Raw genomic sequence first — 19427 nt, forward strand, 5'->3', positions numbered from 1 at the left:
AGCAGCAGCCTTTAAGAACCGATGAATTTAATAACAGTTGCAATAATGAAAAGTGTTGCGAAAAAACCAAATGAGACGATAAATCCTACCCCTGAATCAATAGCGTCATTGCGTTTACTTTGAACGTTTTGTTCAAAATCATTCATTTAGAATCCCTCCCCAACATTCCATTTTAGTATAAAATATTGTCAGAAAAAAATCTACAATTTCCATATGAAGTGAAATAGAGTATTTGTATACTTTTTCTAGTTAGTTAAGTAGCGTGAATTTTTCATTTCCAATCATGTTAACAGTTGGCACTTATACTAAGATTATTATTGTAAATAATAAAGGGAAGGTGATTACCGCACACCAATAAGAAATCCGGGGCTTATTGTGTGGCGTTTTATATAAATAAAGGGGCGGGTTATAAAGACCGTCCCTTTGTACTTGTAAAACAAAAGCTAGGGCATTAGTATAAATATATATTGCCAAGTTAGGGAGTAGGAAAAAATATGAGTGATATACATAAGAAGATTAAAAAGAAACAGTTCGCTCCGTTGTATGTACTGTATGGAACGGAAGCCTATTTTATAAATGAAACGATAAAGCTTATTACAACGTACGCGCTTGAAGAGGAAGATCGAGAGTTTAATGTTGTGACATACGATTTGGAAGAAGCGTATTTAGAAGATGTAGTTGAGGATGCGCATACGCTTCCTTTTTTTGGCGAGCGTAAAGTTATATTAATAAAATCACCACTATTTTTAACGGCACAAAAAGAAAAATTAGAACAAAATATAAAAATTTTAGAAGAATATATTGGGGAGCCATCTCCTTTTTCTATTCTTGTTTTTGTTGCGCCTTATGAAAAATTAGACGAAAGAAAAAAAATTACAAAACTATTAAAGAAAACAGCGGATGTAATAGAAGCAAATGCGATGCAAGTGCAGGATGTTCAGAAGTGGATTGTTTCTCGTGCGGATGAGGTGCATGTGCATATTGATAATTCAGCTGTTAGTTTATTGTTAGAGCTTGTGGGAAGTAATGTAACAATGTTGGCGAAGGAAATGGACAAGTTAACGTTATACGTCGGTATGGGCGGAGAAATTACGCCAAAACTTGTCACGGAACTTGTGCCGAAATCTGTTGAGCAAAACGTGTTTGCTTTAACAGAAAAAGTGGTGAAAAAAGATATCGCTGGTGCTATGCAAATTTTAGACGGATTATTTACACAGCAGGAAGAACCGATTAAACTGCTCGCTTTATTAGTAAGTCAGTTCCGCTTGCTACATCAAGTGAAAGAGTTGCAACAGCGTGGTTACGGACAAAATCAAATCGCGTCCCATATTGGTGTACATCCGTACCGGGTAAAGTTGGCGATGAATCAAACGAAGTTTTTCTCTTTTGAAGAATTAAAAAAAGTTATTATAGAATTGGCGGAAGCTGATTATAGTATGAAGACTGGAAAGATGGATAAGAAACTTGTGCTTGAGTTTTTCTTAATGCGATTAAATCATATGTAGTGACACAAAAAAGTTCACGTACTTAGTACGTGAACTTTTTTGTGTATATAAAAAACGATCCGAATGGATCGTTTTTTAAACGCCTTACGCGTTTACTTGTTTCGCTAAGCGAGATTTTTGACGAGATGCAGCGTTTTGGTGGATAAGACCTTTACGAGCTGCTTTGTCAAGTTTTTTAGAAGCAGTTTTGAAAGCTTCTTTAGCATTTTCAAGATCGTTATTAGTAACTAAAGTTTCTACAGTTTTAACAGCAGTACGCATGTCAGACTTGATAGAAGCGTTATGTGAACGACGCTCTTCGCTAAGTTTAGCGCGTTTGATAGCAGATTTGATGTTTGCCATACTTTTCACCTCCCTGGTGCAATCGAATGACTCGATTCTTACATAGAACAAGTGATATTCTATCAAACGGTGAAGAGAATTGCAATAGTATATCAATGAAATTTCACGTAAAGGAAAGAATGACCTAATATAACTTGGGGAAATCTAACGATATTTACTATGAATTACGGAGGAGATACGATGAAAGAACCATTAGATTTAAGTAAATATAGTGTTAGAACTGACCTTGCTGTAGAGGCGCACCAAATGCTACAAGAGCGCCAAGAAGAACAAAAAGGGATACAGGGAGTTATTGTAAAAGAGAGGGAAGAAGAGGGAGTTACAATTACAAAAGTAACTATTGATGAAATTGCATCTGAGTCGATGGGGAAAAAACCTGGAAGTTATTTAACTCTTGAGGTGCAAGGTATACGACAACAAGATACGGAACTTCAGCAAAAGGTAGAGCGTATTTTTGCAAAAGAATTTTCTTATTTCTTAGAAGAGGTTGGAGTTTCAAAAGAAGCGAGTTGTTTAATCGTAGGTCTTGGGAATTGGAATGTAACGCCGGATGCACTCGGACCGATAGTTGTAGAGAACGTACTGGTGACGAGACATTTGTTTAAATTGCAGCCTGAAAGTGTGGAAGAAGGATTTAGACCTGTTAGTGCCATTCGTCCAGGGGTAATGGGAATTACAGGGATTGAAACGAGCGATGTCATTTACGGAATTATTGAGAAGACAAAACCAGACTTTGTCATCGCAATTGATGCATTAGCTGCTCGTTCTATAGAACGAGTAAATAGTACGATACAAATTTCTGATACAGGAATTCATCCAGGATCTGGTGTTGGGAATAAGCGTAAGGAACTAAGTAAAGAAACATTAGGTATTCCTGTTATCGCAATTGGTGTGCCAACTGTGGTAGATGCTGTTTCGATTACGAGTGATACAATTGATTTTATTTTGAAACATTTTGGCCGGGAACTGAAAGAAGGAAACAAACCGTCACGCTCTTTATTGCCAGCAGGTTTTACATTTGGAGAAAAGAAAAAATTAACAGAAGAAGATATGCCAGATGAAAAGAGTCGAAATATGTTTTTAGGAGCTATTGGTACGTTAGAAGAAGAAGAAAAGAGAAAGTTAATTTATGAAGTGTTATCTCCTCTTGGTCATAATTTAATGGTAACTCCAAAAGAAGTAGATGCGTTTATTGAGGATATGGCAAATGTAATAGCCAGCGGTTTAAATGCAGCGCTGCATCATCAGATTGATCAGGATAATACAGGGGCATATACACATTGATGGAAAGAGGCAGAAATAGCTTGAGTCAATTTACGCTGTTATGTATATGCGGTACAGTCTTATGTTTGCTTATGATGATAGCTGGAGTGGGACTTGCTAATCATGGCCTAAAAAGTATGAAAGGATATCGTCAGCTGTCATATGAACAAATTGCTCATATGACAGGAACAGAAGGCGCTGGGGCTGAACCCGGAATTTCGGGAGAGACGTTTTCGGCTACTGAAAAACAAAAACAGTTAGAAAGTTTAAGAAGTTTTAATGTTGTAGAAGGTATCGGTATGGCGATAGCAAGTGTTGCTCGTGATATGACAAAGTTTGGAACGGATATAGTTGTTGGGGCAATAAAAGGAATTTTTAGTTAAGGGTAGCGGGAAGGATGGTTGTCTTATGTTTGTAAGAGAGCTGTCTTTTAATTTGAAAAAGGTTTGTCTCTTATGGTTTGTTCGCATAAGATATAGATAGAGTGATTTGTATTGTAAGCAGCACGAGTTTTCATTGAATCTTTGCTGCTCTATTGATATAATCAGTGCTAGTGTATATTGGCGAGACTATTAGGAGTTGAGAACATAGATGAATAAAGAAGAAAGAGCAAAAAGACAGTCCAAAATTCGTAACTTCTCCATCATTGCTCACATTGACCACGGGAAATCAACGTTGGCAGACCGTATTTTGGAGAAAACAAACGCGTTGGCACAGCGCGAAATGAAGGCGCAATTGCTTGACTCTATGGAGTTGGAGCGTGAGCGTGGTATTACAATTAAACTAAATGCAGTACAACTAACGTATAAAGCGAAAGACGGTGAAGAGTATATTCTTCACTTAATCGATACTCCAGGACACGTCGACTTTACGTACGAAGTATCTCGTAGTTTAGCGGCTTGTGAAGGTGCAATTCTTGTAGTGGATGCAGCGCAAGGAATTGAGGCGCAAACATTAGCGAACGTATATTTAGCGCTTGATAATAATTTAGAAATCTTACCAGTTATTAATAAAATCGACTTACCAAGTGCAGACCCAGAACGCGTACGTCAAGAGGTAGAAGATGTAATTGGTTTAGATGCATCGGAAGCTGTACTTGCTTCAGCGAAAGCTGGCATTGGTATTGAAGATATTTTAGAACAAATCGTTGAAAAGGTACCAGCTCCAACAGGTGATTCAGAAGAGCCGTTACAATGTATGATTTTCGATTCTTTATATGATCCGTACCGTGGTGTAATTGCATATATCCGTGTTGTAAATGGAACGGTAAAAGTTGGCGATAAAGTACGTATGATGGCAACTGGAAAAGAATTTGAAGTAACAGAAGTAGGTGTGTTTACACCGAAAACGACGCAACGTGACGAGTTAACAGTAGGTGATGTAGGTTTCTTGGCAGCATCTATTAAAAATGTAGGCGATACACGTGTTGGTGATACGATTACACATGCGAAACGTCCGGCTGCAGAGCCGTTAAAAGGGTATCGAAAATTAAACCCAATGGTATTCTGTGGTTTATATCCAATCGATTCTGCACGTTATAACGACTTACGTGATGCGTTAGAAAAACTAGAATTGAATGATTCTGCTCTTGAATTTGAGCCTGAAACATCTCAAGCTTTAGGTTTTGGTTTCCGTTGTGGTTTCTTAGGGCTTCTTCACATGGAGATTATTCAAGAACGTATTGAACGTGAATTCAAGATTGACTTAATTACAACAGCGCCAAGCGTTATTTATAAAGTGTATTTAACGAACGGTGAAGATTTTATTGTTGATAATCCATCTAATATGCCAGATCCACAGACTATCGATCGTGTAGAAGAGCCGTTTGTGAAGGCTGCAATTATGGTTCCGAATGACTATGTTGGAGCTGTAATGGAAATTTGCCAAGGGAAACGTGGAACGTTTATTGATATGCAATATTTAGATGAAACACGTGTTACATTGACATATGAAATCCCGTTATCAGAAATCGTATATGATTTCTTCGATCAATTGAAATCAAATACGAAAGGATATGCATCATTTGACTACGAGTTAATTGGTTATAAACCATCTAAACTTGTGAAAATGGATATTCTTTTAAATAATGAACAAGTGGATGCTTTATCATTTATTGTACATCGTGATTCAGCGTATGACCGTGGTAAAGTAATTGTAGAGAAATTAAAGAAATTAATTCCAAGACAACAGTTTGAAGTGCCAATTCAGGCGACTATCGGAAATAAAGTTGTATCTCGTTCTACAATTAAGGCGATGCGTAAAAACGTACTTGCAAAATGTTACGGTGGTGACATTTCTCGTAAGCGTAAACTTCTTGATAAGCAAAAAGAAGGTAAAAAACGTATGAAGTCTGTTGGCTCTGTAGAAGTGCCGCAAGAAGCATTCATGGCTGTACTGAAAATGGATGATAACTAATGGAGTGAACTATAATTAGTGGAGATTTTTCTATTCTTCGCTAATTATTAGCCCGCACCAATCGTGATAAAAGTAGAAGCCGTTCGTTCGGCTTCTTTTTTATATGCTACTTTTTAGACATCTTAGCATCTCTCATTTACAATAGTGAGAGAGCTTTTTAGTGATTGATATAGAGTTAGGAGACTATTAATGTCCGAAAATATTCGAAAAGATATTCGAGAGAAAATACAAAAAGGTAATTTTAATTGCGAAAAGGAACTGACGCTTTCTATAATTAGTGGGAAGTGGAAAGTTGTGATATTGTGGCACTTAGGTGTGGAAGGTCCGCATCGTTTTAGTGAATTGCAACGTCTGTTCCCGAGCATTTCTCATAAAGTGTTGTCAAATCAATTGAAAGAGTTAATGGAGGACGGGATTGTTGATCGAACGGTATACCCGGAAATTCCTCCGCGTGTTGAGTACTATATGACGGAATTAGGTATGTCGCTTTTACCGATCGTTGAAATGATGTATGATTGGGGAAAAATGCGAATGGAACAAATCCGTAATACAGTAGAGAAGTAAAGAATCCTCCGGAGTGCGGAGGTTTTCTTTTTAGAAAGGTAGGAGTTATATTTGGTACAAGCTGCATATATTCATATTCCGTTTTGTCAGCATATTTGTCACTATTGTGATTTTAATAAAGTATTTATTGAACGCCAACCGGTTGATCGATACTTACAATATTTAGAGAAAGAAATAATAAATACGGTTCAAAAAGTACCGTTTGAAAGTATGAAAACGATTTTTGTTGGCGGAGGAACTCCGACGGCATTAAATATGGAACAGACAAAAAAACTACTCGACATCATTAACCGTCGTTTGCGTCCATTTGCGCCGAATTGTGAATTAACATTTGAAGCGAATCCAGGTGATTTACCGAAAGAGAAATTGAACGTATTGCTAGAAGGTGGAGTAAACCGAATTAGTTTTGGTGTGCAAACGTTTCGTGATGAGCTACTTGAGAAGATTGGACGCAGGCATACGAGAGAAGATGCATTCGTAGCAATTCGAGAAGCGCAGGAAGTCGGTTTTAAAAATATTAATGTAGATTTAATTTATGCTCTGCCAGGACAGACGATAGAAGATGTAAAGGAAACATTAGAAATTGCCTTTACGCTTGGTGTACAACATTTCTCGGCATATTCCTTAATTGTGGAACCGAAAACCGTATTTTATAACTTAATGAATAAAGGGAAATTAAGACTTCCAGGTGAAGACCATGAAGCGAAAATGTACGAAATGGTAATGGATGAAATGGAAAAACATGGTTATAACCAGTATGAGATTAGTAACTTCTCAAAAGGTAATAATGAAAGTAGACACAATCTCACATACTGGAATAATGAAGAGTATTATGGATTTGGAGCTGGAGCACATAGCTATGTGAACGGGGAACGAATTCAAAATGTAGGTCCGCTCAAGCAATATTTCACTAAAATTGATGAGACAGGATTTCCATATTTAGATGTTCACCCAGTGACAGAGAAAGAAAAAATGGAAGAAGAGTTGTTCTTAGGACTTCGAAAAACAAAAGGTGTTTCTAAGTTAGAATTCCAAAAGAAATTTAATGTGGAGATGGATCATGTTTTTGCAAAGCAGTTACAAAGTAATCAAGAACAAGGATTACTTGAAAACAGAGATGGACATGTTTGTTTAACGAGGAAAGGGAAACTATTAGGGAATGAAGTATTCCAGTCATTTTTGATTGATTAATTAAATGTGCCATAAGCGTGAAAAAGTTTCGTTATTTCGTGACGTTTCCGTTGACAATTGAATGTCAATTTTGGTAAGTTATTAATAGATTTAGCACTCGAAGACAAAGAGTGCTAACAGAGGTGATGATGAGATGCTTACGGAACGTCAGCTCTTAATTTTACAAACAATTGTTGATGACTTTATTGGATCAGCGCAACCAGTTGGTTCGAGGACGTTGGCTAAGAAAGATGAAATTACGTTTAGTTCAGCTACTATTCGAAATGAAATGGCTGATTTAGAAGAACTAGGATTTATTGAAAAAACGCATAGTTCTTCTGGGCGTGTTCCTTCTGAAAAAGGGTATCGTTTTTATGTAGACCATCTTTTAGCGCCGCAAAACTTACCGACCGATGAAATTGTACAAATTAAAGATTTATTTGCTGAAAGAATTTTTGAAGCAGAAAAAATTGCACAACAATCAGCTCAAATTTTATCAGAGCTTACGAATTATACGGCCATTGTTCTTGGTCCGAAATTGAGCACAAATAAACTTAAAAATGTACAAATTGTACCGCTTGATCGTCAAACAGCAGTCGCTATTATTGTAACAGATACAGGGCATGTGCAAAGTAAAACGATTACCGTTCCGGAATCTGTTGATTTATCAGATTTAGAAAAAATGGTTAATATTTTAAATGAAAAGCTATCTGGTATACCTATGGCAGAACTTCATAATAAAATCTTTAAAGAGATTGTTACAGTCTTGCGTGGGTATGTTCATAATTACGATAGCGCAATAAAAATGTTAGATGGTACATTTCAAGTTCCTTTATCGGAAAAGATATACTTTGGAGGGAAAGCAAATATGCTTTCGCAACCAGAGTTCCATGACATTCAAAAAGTAAGATCCTTGCTGACGATGATTGATAACGAAGCTGAGTTTTATGATATTTTGCGTCATAAACAAGTTGGTATTCAAGTGAAAATTGGTAGGGAAAATTCTTCAATAGCTATGGAAGATTGTAGTTTAATTTCTGCAACATATTCGATTGGAGAAGAGCAACTAGGAACAATTGCGATTTTAGGTCCGACGAGAATGCAATACTCTCGTGTAATTAGTTTGTTGCAGTTATTTACAAGACAATTTACAGACGGACTTAAAAAGTAAATGAGAGTAATACATTCGCTCAAGTGATGAGATTCTCATTGCTGTGTGTAATATATAATGCTTAGGTAATCGTGCTAAGCGTGATACCTAATACCTTTTAAGGAGGTGAAAATTGTGGAAGAGCGTAACGAACAAGTGGTAGAAGAAGTGAAAGAAGCGCAAGTTGAAGAAGCTGTCACGCCAGAAAACAGTGAAGAAGCTGTAGAAGAAAAAAGTGAGGCTGCTCTTTTACAAGAAAAAGTAGATGAGTTACAAGCGAAACTAACGGAAACGGAAGGTCGCACATTACGTCTACAAGCTGATTTTGAAAATCATAAGCGCCGTGTCCAAATGGATAAACAGGCTGCTGAAAAATATAGAGCACAAAGTTTAGTTTCAGATATTTTGCCAGCTCTTGATAATTTTGAAAGAGCGATGCAAGTGGAAACAACTGATGAGCAAACGAAATCCTTGTTACAAGGTATGGAAATGGTGCATCGTCAATTGCTAGAAGCGCTGACTAAAGAAGGTGTTGAAGCGATTGAATCTGTTGGTAAACAGTTTGATCCTAATGAGCACCAAGCTATTATGCAAGTCGAAGACAGTGAATTTGAATCAAACGCGGTTGTGGAGGAATTCCAAAAAGGTTATAAACTAAAAGACCGTGTGATTCGCCCATCAATGGTAAAAGTAAATCAATAATTTACATAAAAGTAGGAGGAATCGCCATGAGTAAAATTATCGGTATTGACTTAGGTACAACAAACTCTTGTGTAGCTGTTATGGAAGGTGGAGAACCAAAGGTTATCCCAAATCCAGAAGGAAACCGTACAACACCTTCTGTTGTAGCTTTCAAAAATGAAGAGCGTCAAGTTGGGGAAGTTGCGAAGCGTCAAGCAATTACAAACCCAAATACAATCATGTCTGTTAAACGTCATATGGGTACAGACTACAAAGTAGAAGTTGAAGGTAAAGATTTTACACCTCAAGAAATTTCTGCAATCATTTTACAAAACTTAAAAGCTTCTGCTGAAGCATACTTAGGTGAAACAGTAACGAAAGCTGTTATTACAGTACCTGCATACTTCAACGATGCAGAGCGTCAAGCAACGAAAGATGCTGGTCGTATCGCTGGTTTAGAAGTTGAGCGTATCATTAACGAACCAACAGCCGCAGCACTTGCTTACGGTTTAGAAAAACAAGATGAAGAGCAAAAAATCTTAGTATATGACTTAGGTGGCGGTACATTTGATGTATCTATCCTTGAGTTAGCAGATGGCACATTCGAAGTTATTTCAACTGCTGGTGACAACCGTCTTGGTGGAGATGACTTTGACCAAGTTATCATCGATCATTTAGTAGCTGAATTCAAAAAAGAAAATAGCATTGATTTAAGCCAAGATAAAATGGCACTTCAACGTCTGAAAGATGCAGCTGAAAAAGCGAAGAAAGATCTTTCTGGTGTAACACAAACACAAATTTCATTACCATTCATTAGTGCTGGAGCTGCTGGCCCATTACACTTAGAATTAACGTTAACAAGAGCTAAATTCGAAGAAATTTCAGCTGGTCTTGTTGAAAGAACATTAGAGCCAACTCGTCGTGCATTAAAAGACGCTGGTTTTGCTCCAAGCGAATTAGATAAAGTTATCCTTGTTGGTGGATCTACTCGTATCCCAGCTGTACAAGAAGCAATTAAACGTGAAACTGGTAAAGAGCCATACAAAGGTGTAAACCCAGATGAAGTTGTAGCATTAGGTGCTGCAGTTCAAGGTGGCGTACTTACTGGTGATGTAGAGGGCGTTCTATTATTAGACGTAACTCCACTTTCTTTAGGTATCGAAACTATGGGCGGTGTGTTCACGAAACTAATCGAGCGTAACACTACAATTCCGACAAGTAAGTCACAAGTATTCTCAACAGCTGCTGATAACCAACCAGCGGTAGACATTCACGTACTACAAGGTGAGCGTCCAATGTCAGCTGACAACAAAACGTTAGGTCGTTTCCAATTAACAGACCTTCCGCCAGCACCACGTGGAATTCCACAAATCGAAGTAACATTCGATATTGATGCGAACGGTATCGTTAACGTACGTGCAAAAGACTTAGGAACAAGCAAAGAGCAAACTATTACAATCCAATCTTCTTCAGGTCTTTCTGATGAAGAAGTAGATCGTATGGTACAAGAAGCTGAATCAAATGCTGATGCTGACCAAAAACGTAAGGAAGAAGTTGAACTTCGTAACGAAGCTGACCAACTTGTATTCCAAACAGACAAAGTTGTAAAAGATTTAGAAGGTAAAGTAGATGCAGCTGAAGTAGCGAAAGCAACGGAAGCGAAAGAAGCATTACAAGCGGCAATCGAGAAAAACGAACTTGAAGAAATCCGCGTGAAAAAAGATGCTCTTCAAGAAATCGTACAACAATTAACTGTTAAATTATACGAGCAAGCTCAAGCGGCTGCAGGGCAAGCGGAAGGTGCACAAGGAGCACAAGACGCTGGCGCAAAAAAAGACAATGTAGTAGATGCTGAGTTTGAAGAAGTAAAAGAAGACAAGTAATACAGTGAAATAAAATAAGTAAGATGACAAAAAGTCAAAGTCAAGCGTGCCTTGGCTTTGACTTTTTTCACGAATAAGAAGAAATGTGCGAGGATCTTAGTTTTTTTATTTTGCATACTGTAAGTGAGGAAACTTTGTTGCAAAGCACTTTCTTTCGGTGTTAAAATTACGTTTATGTGAAAGATTCGGGGGTTGCAAATTTATGAATAAACGAGACTATTATGAGGTCCTTGGACTTAGCCAGGGCGCTTCAAAAGATGAAATTAAAAAAGCGTATCGTCGTTTGGCTAAAAAGTACCATCCAGACGTAAGTAAAGAAGAAAATGCAATTGAAAAGTTTAAAGAAGTACAAGAAGCATACGAAGTATTGAGCGATGATCAAAAGCGTGCGCAGTATGATCAATTTGGTCACGCGGGTCCGAATCAAGGTTTCGGTGGCGGAGGAGACTTCGGCGGTGGCTTCGGTTTCGAAGATATCTTTAGTTCATTCTTTGGCGGTGGCGGCGGAAGACGTCGTGACCCGAATGCTCCACGTCAAGGTGCTGATTTACAATATCAAGTTACTTTAGAGTTTGAAGAAGCTATTTTTGGTAAAGAATTAAACGTTGAGATTCCAGTGGAGGATCCATGTGATACTTGTAAGGGTAGTGGAGCAAAACCAGGGACTTCAAAAGAAACATGTAAACATTGTTCAGGATCAGGGCAAGTAAGTGTAGAACAAAATACACCATTTGGGCGTATTGTAAACCGTCAAGCTTGTGGACATTGTTCAGGAACAGGTCAAATGATTAAAGAGAAATGTACGACATGCCATGGTTCTGGTAAAGTTCGTAAACGTAAAAAAATCAATGTTAAAATTCCAGCGGGTATCGATAATGGTCAACAAATTCGTGTATCTGGAAAAGGTGAAGCAGGCGTAAATGGCGGACCGGCAGGTGACTTATATGTTGTTGTTCATGTGAGAAATCATGAATTCTTTGAACGCGAAGGGGATCACATTATTTGCGAAATGCCAATAACATTTGCGCAAATGGCACTTGGTGCGGAAGTTGAAGTTCCTACCGTTCATGGCAAAGTGAAGCTGAAAATTCCAGCAGGAACACAAACAGGAACAGAATTCCGCTTAAAAGGAAAAGGTGCTCCGAACGTACGTGGATATGGTCAAGGAGATCAATATGTAGTCGTTCGTGTTGTTGTGCCGACGAAATTAACTTCACATCAAAAAGATTTATTGCGTGAATTTGCAGGGCAAGAAGAGCAGGATGATAGCTTATTCAGAAAGCTTAAACGTGCTTTCAAAGGGGAATAATGGAAATAAAAAATGGAGTTGGTAAATTGTGAAATGGTCAGAAATTAGTATTCATACAACAGAAGAAGCAGTAGAAGCTGTCTCTCATATTTTGCATGAAGCAGGCGCTAGCGGGGTTGCGATTGAGGACCCAGCGGAGTTGACGAAAGAGCGCAAGCAACAATACGGTGAGATTTATGCACTTAACCCAGATGAATATCCAAGTGAGGGTGTTTTGGTAAAAGCATATTTCCCACAAACGGATTCTTTACACGAAACACTTGCAGGTGTAAAATCATCTATTGATGCACTACCATCTTTCGACATCGAAATTGGTAAAGGAACTATTACAATTAATGAAGTCGATGAGGAAGATTGGGCTACTGCTTGGAAGAAGTATTATCATCCAGTTCAAATTTCTGATACATTCACAATTGTGCCGACGTGGGAAGAGTATACACCGTCTTCTCCAAATGAAAAAATTATTGAATTAGATCCAGGTATGGCGTTTGGTACAGGGACACATCCCACAACGACGATGTGTATTCGTGCGTTAGAAAAAACGGTTCAGCCAGGTGATACTGTGATTGATGTGGGGACAGGTTCGGGGGTACTTAGTATTGCTGCGGCAAAATTAGGTGCGGCTTCTGTTCAAGCGTATGATTTAGACCCAGTTGCAGTTGAAAGTGCAGAAATGAATGTGCGCTTAAATAAAACAGATGACATTGTCAATGTTGGACAGAATAGTCTATTAGAAGGTATTGAAGGCCCAGTTGATTTAATCGTAGCAAATTTACTAGCGGAAATTATTCTTCTATTCCCTGAAGATGCAGCGAGAGTTGTGAAGCCAGGTGGATTATTTATTACATCTGGTATTATTGGGGCGAAAGAAAAAGTAATTTCTGAAGCGTTAGAAACAGCTGGATTTTCAATTGAAGAAGTACTTCGAATGGAAGATTGGGTAGCAATTATTGCACGAAATGCGTAATATAGATTTTAGTCTATAAAGAACAGGGGAGTCTCTCACCGTATAAGGTGAGGGACTTGCCGTTTGTTATATGAAAATGATAACGTTTCGTTCTTTTCGTAAGTATTGACTTACGAAAGGAACGAAACTCTACTAAGGTGATTATATGCAACGTTATTTTGTAGAAGAGAAATATGTAAATGAGACAAGTATTCGCATAATGGGTGATGATGTCCATCACATCGCAAGAGTGATGCGTATGTCAGCTGGTGACCACATTTATTGCTGTGTAAATGGTAAAACAGCAGAGTGTTCAATTGCTGAAATTACCAGTGAATTTGTGGATACCACTATTGTAGAATGGGTAGAGGCGTCAAGCGAACTTCCTGTGTTCGTGACGATTGCAAGTGGACTGCCGAAAGGAGACAAGCTAGAGTTAATTTTTCAAAAAGGAACTGAGCTTGGGGCAGCTGCATTTTTACCATTTCAAGCATCTCGATCTATTGTAAAGTGGGATGCGAAAAAAGCAGATAAAAAAGTTGAGCGTTTGAAAAAAATTGTAAAAGAAGCTGCGGAACAATCGCATAGAAGTGAAATTCCAGAAGTACACGTTCCCTCATCATTTAAACAACTGCTGTCGATGAGTAGCGAGTATGATGTTTGTCTTGTTGCGTATGAAGAAGAAGCGAAACAAGGTGAGAAATCTAATTTTGCGAAAGCTTTAGCGACGGTTAAGCCAGGCCAAAAGCTGCTGATTGTATTTGGACCAGAAGGCGGCTTAGCGGAGGAAGAGATAACCGCACTTCGTGAACATAAATTTGTACCATGTAGTTTAGGACCAAGAATTTTAAGAACAGAAACGGCTCCGCTTTATGCGTTAAGTGCCGCTTCTTATCATTTTGAATTGATGGGGTGATAATCAATGGCAACTGTTGCGTTCCACACGTTAGGTTGTAAAGTAAACCACTATGAAACAGAAGCGATTTGGCAATTGTTTAAACAAGGTGGTTATGAAAGAACTGAATATGAAAAAAAATCTGATGTATACGTTATTAACACATGTACAGTAACGAATACTGGAGATAAAAAAAGCCGTCAAGTAATTAGACGTGCTGTACGTCAAAATCCAGATGCGGTAATTTGTGTAACTGGATGTTATGCACAAACATCTCCAGCGGAAATTATGGCGATTCCAGGTGTAGATATTGTTGTTGGTACGCAAGATCGTGAGAAGATGTTAGGATACATCGAAGAATTCCGTAAAGAGCGTCAACCAATTAATGCTGTCCGCAATATTATGAAAACACGTGTATATGAAGAGCTCGATGTACCATATTTCACGGACCGTACACGTGCATCTTTAAAAATACAAGAAGGTTGTAATAACTTCTGTACATTTTGCATCATTCCTTGGGCGCGTGGTTTAATGCGTTCTCGTGATGGAAAAGAAGTTATTAAACAAGCGCAGCAATTAGTAGATGCGGGCTATAAAGAAATCGTATTAACAGGTATTCATACAGGTGGGTACGGTGAAGATATAAAAGAGTATAACTTAGCTGGATTACTGCGCGATATGGAAGCGGAAGTAGGCGGATTGAAACGCCTTCGTATTTCTTCTATTGAGGCGAGTCAAATTTCTGATGAAGTAATTGAAGTGTTAGATAAATCAGAAGTAGTTGTACGTCACTTGCATATTCCATTACAGTCAGGATCTAATACTGTATTGAAACGTATGCGCCGTAAGTATACGATGGAATTCTTCCAAGAGCGTTTAGATCGTTTGAAAGAAGCGTTACCAGGTCTTGCGATTACATCAGACGTAATTGTTGGATTCCCAGGCGAAACAGAAGAGGAATTCATGGAAACGTACAATTTCATTAAAGAGAATCGTTTCTCTGAATTACACGTTTTCCCTTATTCGAAACGTACAGGTACTCCAGCAGCACGTATGGAAGATCAAGTTCCTGAAGACGTGAAGAACGATCGTGTTCACCGTCTAATTGAGCTATCAAATCAATTAGCGAAAGAGTATGCTTCTAGATTTGAAGGTGAAGTACTTGAAATCATTCCGGAAGAGACATTTAAAGATGGTGACCGTAAAGGTTTATATGTAGGTTATACAGATAACTACTTAAAAATTGTGTTTGAAGGATCTGAAGAATTGATTGGTAAGCTAGTAAAAGTGAAAATTACAAAAGCTGGTTATCCATATAACGAAGCGCAGTTTGTTCGTGTTCTTGAAGATGATGTAAAAAAAGAATCAGCAAGCGCATAAAGTGAAACTTTAATCAGTGGGGGGTTGTTCATCCCCGCTGATTATCAGCCTGACCCCCGCCTAAGTTCTTTGCTTTCGCTGAATTTTGAGGTGGGGGTCTTACTGTCCTGGCAAATAGCGGGATAAAAAAGCATGCAAACGGAAACGATTTGCATGCTTTCTTTTTTTTTGTGGAGAAGTTAAGTACTGAAAAGGCAGGTACGTTGAATGAGTAGTTATTTAATGCTTTCTTGTATTAAAAAAGGTGTAATGATAAAAAATATAGTTGTCTTCAGGGGAAAAGGATAATAGCTATCTACATAGCTTTTGAACAGGTAAGGGCATCTATTCTTCTTTTATTCTGCCAAATAGTTGACCTGAAGTGATAAAATGTATTATAATCGTAAAAGACATGCTGAAGAAGGGTTTCTTTTTGCATGCTGAAATTAGTATGTAAGTGTGATGTTTCGGAGGGAGGGAAAGAGAATGTCAAAAACAGTCGTTCGTAAAAACGAGTCTTTGGAGGATGCACTTCGCCGTTTTAAAAGATCGGTTTCTAAAACTGGTACACTTGCTGAAGCAAGAAAGCGCGAGTTTTATGAAAAGCCAAGTGTAAAACGTAAGAAGAAATCTGAAGCGGCAAGAAAGCGTAAGTTCTAAGAGAGGGTGTAAGTTATGAGTCTTCTCGGTCGTTTAAACGATGATATGAAACAAGCGATGAAGAATAAACAAAAAGAAAAATTAACCGTTATTCGTATGGTTAAGGCTGCTTTACAAAATGAAGGTATTAAACTGCAACATACTCTTACTGAAGAAGAGGAATTAACAGTTTTAGCTCGTGAAGTAAAACAGTATAAGGACTCCCTCCTTGAATTTAAAAAAGCTGGTCGTGAAGACCTTGTTGATAAACTGCAAAGTGAAATTCAGATTTTAAGCGCATATTTGCCGGAGCAATTAACAGAAGAAGAACTAGCGGATATAATTAAGCAAGTTATTTCTGAAGTTGGTGCTACATCTAAAGCAGATATGGGTAAAGTGATGACTGCTGTTATGCCGAAAGTAAAAGGTAAAACAGACGGATCACTTGTGAATAAGCTGGTTATCCAGCTATTAGCATAAAAAAGCGTCTCATTTCGTATGAGACGTTTTTTTATGCTTTTTTCAGTTTGGACGTGATATTACAAGCTCTTTTTTCATACATATGGGATGAGAGGGGGTCTTTTGAGATGAAAAAAATAGAACAAATGAAGAATTGGTTAACGAAGCAAATAGACCTGCCAGTGGATGTGTTAATGGATCTACCTCGGATCACGCTTGTTGGGCAAGTACATATCTATATAGAAAATCATCGAGGATTATTAGTGTTTTCAGATAAAGAGGTAAGATTGCTATTGAAACATGGTCAATTATTAATTAAAGGTCAATCCTTTGTTATTAAAACAATCCTTCCAGAAGAACTGTTGCTTGAAGGGATTATTGAACAAGTGACGTTTTTAGAAAATGAAAAGAAAGAGGAGTGAGGAGAAACTTCCGTTTGTGAAGTTTTTCTTCGTTACCTTGTATTAACAGGCGGTAACGTTCTGGACTCAATATTCGGTTCGTACAAAGAGGATAGGTGGGAATTGAGTTCCACGTAAAAAACTGGCTCGTGAAGGTTAATAATTAGTGAGGATCAAGGAATCTGCTAATTAAAATTTTAGTACGAGCTAGTTTGATAATCGAATTGAAAAGTAGTGTATCTACTTTTAGAAAGGTAGTGGAGATAGTCGATGAAAAATAAATGGTTTATAAAATGGCTTGGGTATGTAAAGGTGCGAATTGAAGGTAGAGGAGCGGAACGCTTTGTTAACGAGTGTGTGCGGAAGAAATTACTCGTTTGGGATGTAAAGAAGATAGCTGATGAAACGTTAGTTTTTTGTATGTTATTACGAGATGTGAAAAAGATAAAACCAATTTATAGAAAAAATGAATGTAAATTATATTTTATTGGACGTTACGGTTTTCCTTTTTGGAATAAGCGTGTAATTAAAAATAGTGGATTTTTAATTGGGTTTTTAATATTTTTTTTCGGAATGATCGCATTGTCAAATATGGTGTGGAAAATTGAAATTACAGGAGCAAAACCTGAAACAGAATATATATTGATGAAAGAATTGGACAAAATGGGTATAAAAAAAGGTAAATTACAATTCCAAATGCCGAGTGTAGAAGATGTTCAACGTCATTTGACAGACAATATTAATGCGATTACTTGGGCGGGATTAGAAATAAGAGGGACAACATATCATTTTAAGATTGTTGAAAAAAATGAGCCGAAAAAAGAAAGTGAACAACAGCCACAAAACTTAGTAGCAAAAAAAGAAGGGATTATTACAAAAACATTTGTGGAAGTTGGGAAGCCGGTTGTCATGAAAAATGACCATGTAGAAAAGGGGCAACTTCTCGTATCCGGGATGTATGGTAATGAGGAGAATCCGACAGTTGTTTCGGCTAAAGGGATTGTATATGGAGAAACGTGGTATAAATCTGAGGTGGATGTTCCGTTAAAGACACAATTTCAAGTGTATACTGGTAATTCATACAATGAATATTTCCTTAAATTTGGGAGTACTAAAATAAAAATATGGGGATTTCTACAGGATAAGTATAAGCGCTCTCGTACTGAAAGTGTAAAACATGATGTGAAATTATTTGGATTTACATTACCAATTGCATACGAGAAAGATATTGTACGAGAAGAGGAAGAAGCGAACCGAGAATATACCGAAAAACAAGCAATGAAAGTAGCGAAAGAGATGGCAGAAAAAGAACTGAAGAAAAAATTGGATGAACATGCTATGATTGTAAGTGATAACATTTTGAGTAAAGAGGTTGAGGCGGATCACCTAAAGGTCACATTACATTATACAGTGATTGAAAATATTGCAGAGCCACAACCAATATCTGAATCCGATATTCAAGGAGACTGAGTAATGGCAGAACAATTAGTAGAAATGAACCAACAATTGGAAAACCCCAACGAAGCAATCGCTCTTTTTGGGGTAAATGATGCTCATTTAAAAGTAATTGAACGAGAACTTAGTGTATCGATTGTGACTAGAGGAGAATCTGTTCGTGTATCTGGGGCAGATGAAACTGTGGTGCTCGTAGAAAAAATCTTACAACAGTTACTTGTTGTTATCCGTAAAGGTGTATCAATTTCGGAAAGAGATGTTGCGTATGCGATTCAGCTTGGGCAACAAGGGAAAATTGCTCAATTCGAAGAATTATATGAAGAGGAAATTTTTAAAACGGCAAAAGGTAAATCCATTCGTGTGAAAACGATGGGGCAAAGACGATATATTCATGCAATGAAAAAGAATGATATTGTATTTGGGATAGGACCTGCTGGGACAGGAAAAACATACTTAGCCGTAGTAATGGCTGTGAGAGCTTTAAAGCAAGGGTATGTAAAGAAAATTATTTTAACAAGACCTGCTGTAGAAGCTGGAGAGAGCTTAGGGTTTTTACCAGGTGATTTGAAAGAAAAAGTAGATCCGTATTTACGTCCACTATATGATGCGTTACATGATATTCTTGGACAAGAATATACACAACGTATGATGGAACGTGGTGTAATTGAAATTGCACCTCTTGCTTATATGAGAGGGCGTACTCTTGATGATTCATTTGTTATATTAGATGAGGCGCAAAATACAACTGGTGTTCAAATAAAAATGTTTTTAACACGATTAGGTTTTAGTTCTAAAATGGTTATTACGGGGGATCCCTCACAGGTAGACTTGCCAAAAGGGGTAAAGTCAGGTCTTTCTATTGCTGCTAATATTTTATCTGGTGTATCAGGTCTTTCGTTCATTACATTGGAACAAACGGACGTTGTGAGACACCCGTTAGTGCAACGTATTATTGAGGCATATGATAAAATGGAATGATCCTATTTGTCAG

20 protein-coding genes are annotated in these 19427 nt (G+C 37.7%); 18 read left to right on the forward strand and 2 right to left on the reverse strand.

Features of this window, described 5'->3' with window-relative positions; genetic code table 11:
• Nucleotides 1-11: 11 nt before the first annotated feature.
• On the reverse strand, nucleotides 12-146 hold the full coding sequence (locus tag MR155_RS01065) for a YqzM family protein (RefSeq protein WP_000997609.1): 135 nt from the start codon (nucleotides 144-146) through the stop codon (nucleotides 12-14).
• A 348-nt stretch (nucleotides 147-494) separates the two neighbouring features.
• On the opposite strand from MR155_RS01065, the gene holA reads away from it, so the two are divergent.
• Complete coding sequence (holA, locus tag MR155_RS01070) at nucleotides 495-1505, forward strand: DNA polymerase III subunit delta (protein ID WP_113935600.1); 1011 nt, start codon at nucleotides 495-497, stop codon at nucleotides 1503-1505.
• A gap of 84 nt (nucleotides 1506-1589) precedes the next feature.
• On the opposite strand, the gene rpsT is transcribed toward holA, so the two are convergent.
• Complete coding sequence (gene rpsT, locus MR155_RS01075) at nucleotides 1590-1847, reverse strand: 30S ribosomal protein S20 (RefSeq protein ID WP_113935599.1); 258 nt, start codon at nucleotides 1845-1847, stop codon at nucleotides 1590-1592.
• 180 nt (nucleotides 1848-2027) lie between these two features.
• Between rpsT and gpr the strand changes: the two genes are divergently transcribed.
• The 17 genes from gpr to MR155_RS01160 all read left to right on the forward strand — a co-directional run bounded on the left by gpr (nucleotide 2028) and on the right by MR155_RS01160 (nucleotide 19414).
• Entirely contained in the window at nucleotides 2028-3131 is a 1104-nt protein-coding gene (gene gpr, locus MR155_RS01080) for a GPR endopeptidase (RefSeq protein ID WP_002088693.1), read from the forward strand.
• The gene (locus MR155_RS01085) at nucleotides 3131-3493 is read left to right on the forward strand and encodes a DUF3679 domain-containing protein (protein ID WP_049946676.1); all 363 of its coding nucleotides are present in this window, start codon (nucleotides 3131-3133) and stop codon (nucleotides 3491-3493) included. Before gpr ends, MR155_RS01085 begins: the two co-directional genes overlap by 1 nt.
• Before the next feature lie 208 nt (nucleotides 3494-3701).
• Nucleotides 3702-5525: an elongation factor 4 gene (gene lepA, locus MR155_RS01090; protein WP_002034072.1), complete on the forward strand. Its 1824-nt coding sequence runs from the start codon at nucleotides 3702-3704 to the stop codon at nucleotides 5523-5525.
• Nucleotides 5526-5714: 189 nt separating this feature from the next.
• Nucleotides 5715-6089 carry a winged helix-turn-helix transcriptional regulator gene (locus tag MR155_RS01095; RefSeq protein WP_002015203.1) on the forward strand — a complete coding sequence of 125 codons (375 nt, stop codon included), beginning with the start codon at nucleotides 5715-5717 and terminating at the stop codon, nucleotides 6087-6089.
• A gap of 51 nt (nucleotides 6090-6140) precedes the next feature.
• Nucleotides 6141-7280, forward strand: a complete 1140-nt coding sequence (gene hemW, locus MR155_RS01100) for a radical SAM family heme chaperone HemW (RefSeq protein WP_113935598.1) — start codon at nucleotides 6141-6143, stop codon at nucleotides 7278-7280.
• A gap of 133 nt (nucleotides 7281-7413) precedes the next feature.
• Nucleotides 7414-8430 carry a heat-inducible transcriptional repressor HrcA gene (hrcA, locus tag MR155_RS01105; RefSeq protein ID WP_002067157.1) on the forward strand — a complete coding sequence of 339 codons (1017 nt, stop codon included), beginning with the start codon at nucleotides 7414-7416 and terminating at the stop codon, nucleotides 8428-8430.
• Nucleotides 8431-8544: 114 nt separating this feature from the next.
• Nucleotides 8545-9111, forward strand: coding sequence for a nucleotide exchange factor GrpE (gene grpE, locus MR155_RS01110; RefSeq protein WP_002138384.1), 567 nt, complete (start codon nucleotides 8545-8547; stop codon nucleotides 9109-9111).
• A 26-nt stretch (nucleotides 9112-9137) separates the two neighbouring features.
• Nucleotides 9138-10973 carry a chaperone protein DnaK gene (gene dnaK, locus MR155_RS01115; RefSeq protein WP_002015198.1) on the forward strand — a complete coding sequence of 612 codons (1836 nt, stop codon included), beginning with the start codon at nucleotides 9138-9140 and terminating at the stop codon, nucleotides 10971-10973.
• A gap of 202 nt (nucleotides 10974-11175) precedes the next feature.
• Nucleotides 11176-12282, forward strand: a complete 1107-nt coding sequence (dnaJ, locus tag MR155_RS01120; RefSeq protein ID WP_002015197.1) for a chaperone protein DnaJ — start codon at nucleotides 11176-11178, stop codon at nucleotides 12280-12282.
• A 28-nt stretch (nucleotides 12283-12310) separates the two neighbouring features.
• Nucleotides 12311-13249: a 50S ribosomal protein L11 methyltransferase gene (gene prmA / locus MR155_RS01125; protein WP_242307645.1), complete on the forward strand. Its 939-nt coding sequence runs from the start codon at nucleotides 12311-12313 to the stop codon at nucleotides 13247-13249.
• Between the two features lie 145 nt (nucleotides 13250-13394).
• Nucleotides 13395-14144, forward strand: a complete 750-nt coding sequence (locus MR155_RS01130; protein WP_113935596.1) for a 16S rRNA (uracil(1498)-N(3))-methyltransferase — start codon at nucleotides 13395-13397, stop codon at nucleotides 14142-14144.
• Nucleotides 14145-14150: 6 nt separating this feature from the next.
• A complete protein-coding gene (mtaB, locus tag MR155_RS01135) occupies nucleotides 14151-15503 on the forward strand; it encodes a tRNA (N(6)-L-threonylcarbamoyladenosine(37)-C(2))-methylthiotransferase MtaB (protein WP_002138376.1) in 1353 nt (450 codons plus the stop codon).
• A gap of 465 nt (nucleotides 15504-15968) precedes the next feature.
• The gene (rpsU, locus tag MR155_RS01140; RefSeq protein WP_000048061.1) at nucleotides 15969-16142 is read left to right on the forward strand and encodes a 30S ribosomal protein S21; all 174 of its coding nucleotides are present in this window, start codon (nucleotides 15969-15971) and stop codon (nucleotides 16140-16142) included.
• A gap of 15 nt (nucleotides 16143-16157) precedes the next feature.
• Nucleotides 16158-16601, forward strand: a complete 444-nt coding sequence (locus tag MR155_RS01145; protein ID WP_000054578.1) for a GatB/YqeY domain-containing protein — start codon at nucleotides 16158-16160, stop codon at nucleotides 16599-16601.
• Between the two features lie 107 nt (nucleotides 16602-16708).
• On the forward strand, nucleotides 16709-17002 hold the full coding sequence (yqfC, locus tag MR155_RS01150; RefSeq protein WP_002067170.1) for a sporulation protein YqfC: 294 nt from the start codon (nucleotides 16709-16711) through the stop codon (nucleotides 17000-17002).
• Nucleotides 17003-17251: 249 nt separating this feature from the next.
• Nucleotides 17252-18451: a sporulation protein YqfD gene (gene yqfD / locus MR155_RS01155; protein WP_002015190.1), complete on the forward strand. Its 1200-nt coding sequence runs from the start codon at nucleotides 17252-17254 to the stop codon at nucleotides 18449-18451.
• Nucleotides 18452-18454: 3 nt separating this feature from the next.
• Entirely contained in the window at nucleotides 18455-19414 is a 960-nt protein-coding gene (locus tag MR155_RS01160) for a PhoH family protein (RefSeq protein WP_002015189.1), read from the forward strand.
• The last annotated feature ends 13 nt before the right edge of the window (nucleotides 19415-19427 follow it).

This window comes from Bacillus cereus group sp. BfR-BA-01331, from assembly GCF_022663915.1.
GTDB classification, from domain to species: Bacteria; Bacillota; Bacilli; order Bacillales; family Bacillaceae_G; genus Bacillus_A; species Bacillus_A mycoides.

Excerpts from the sequence above, each read along its gene's own strand:
- MR155_RS01065 (WP_000997609.1), bottom strand. The coding sequence starts at position 146 with ATGAATGATTTTGAACAAAACGTTCAAAGTAAACGCAATGACGCTATT.
- holA (WP_113935600.1), top strand. The coding sequence starts at position 495 with ATGAGTGATATACATAAGAAGATTAAAAAGAAACAGTTCGCTCCGTTG.
- rpsT (WP_113935599.1), bottom strand. The coding sequence starts at position 1,847 with ATGGCAAACATCAAATCTGCTATCAAACGCGCTAAACTTAGCGAAGAG.
- gpr (WP_002088693.1), top strand. The coding sequence starts at position 2,028 with ATGAAAGAACCATTAGATTTAAGTAAATATAGTGTTAGAACTGACCTT.
- MR155_RS01085 (WP_049946676.1), top strand. The coding sequence starts at position 3,131 with ATGGAAAGAGGCAGAAATAGCTTGAGTCAATTTACGCTGTTATGTATA.
- lepA (WP_002034072.1), top strand. The coding sequence starts at position 3,702 with ATGAATAAAGAAGAAAGAGCAAAAAGACAGTCCAAAATTCGTAACTTC.
- MR155_RS01095 (WP_002015203.1), top strand. The coding sequence starts at position 5,715 with ATGTCCGAAAATATTCGAAAAGATATTCGAGAGAAAATACAAAAAGGT.
- hrcA (WP_002067157.1), top strand. The coding sequence starts at position 7,414 with ATGCTTACGGAACGTCAGCTCTTAATTTTACAAACAATTGTTGATGAC.
- dnaK (WP_002015198.1), top strand. The coding sequence starts at position 9,138 with ATGAGTAAAATTATCGGTATTGACTTAGGTACAACAAACTCTTGTGTA.
- dnaJ (WP_002015197.1), top strand. The coding sequence starts at position 11,176 with ATGAATAAACGAGACTATTATGAGGTCCTTGGACTTAGCCAGGGCGCT.
- MR155_RS01130 (WP_113935596.1), top strand. The coding sequence starts at position 13,395 with ATGCAACGTTATTTTGTAGAAGAGAAATATGTAAATGAGACAAGTATT.
- mtaB (WP_002138376.1), top strand. The coding sequence starts at position 14,151 with ATGGCAACTGTTGCGTTCCACACGTTAGGTTGTAAAGTAAACCACTAT.
- rpsU (WP_000048061.1), top strand. The coding sequence starts at position 15,969 with ATGTCAAAAACAGTCGTTCGTAAAAACGAGTCTTTGGAGGATGCACTT.
- MR155_RS01145 (WP_000054578.1), top strand. The coding sequence starts at position 16,158 with ATGAGTCTTCTCGGTCGTTTAAACGATGATATGAAACAAGCGATGAAG.
- yqfC (WP_002067170.1), top strand. The coding sequence starts at position 16,709 with ATGAAAAAAATAGAACAAATGAAGAATTGGTTAACGAAGCAAATAGAC.
- yqfD (WP_002015190.1), top strand. The coding sequence starts at position 17,252 with ATGAAAAATAAATGGTTTATAAAATGGCTTGGGTATGTAAAGGTGCGA.
- MR155_RS01160 (WP_002015189.1), top strand. The coding sequence starts at position 18,455 with ATGGCAGAACAATTAGTAGAAATGAACCAACAATTGGAAAACCCCAAC.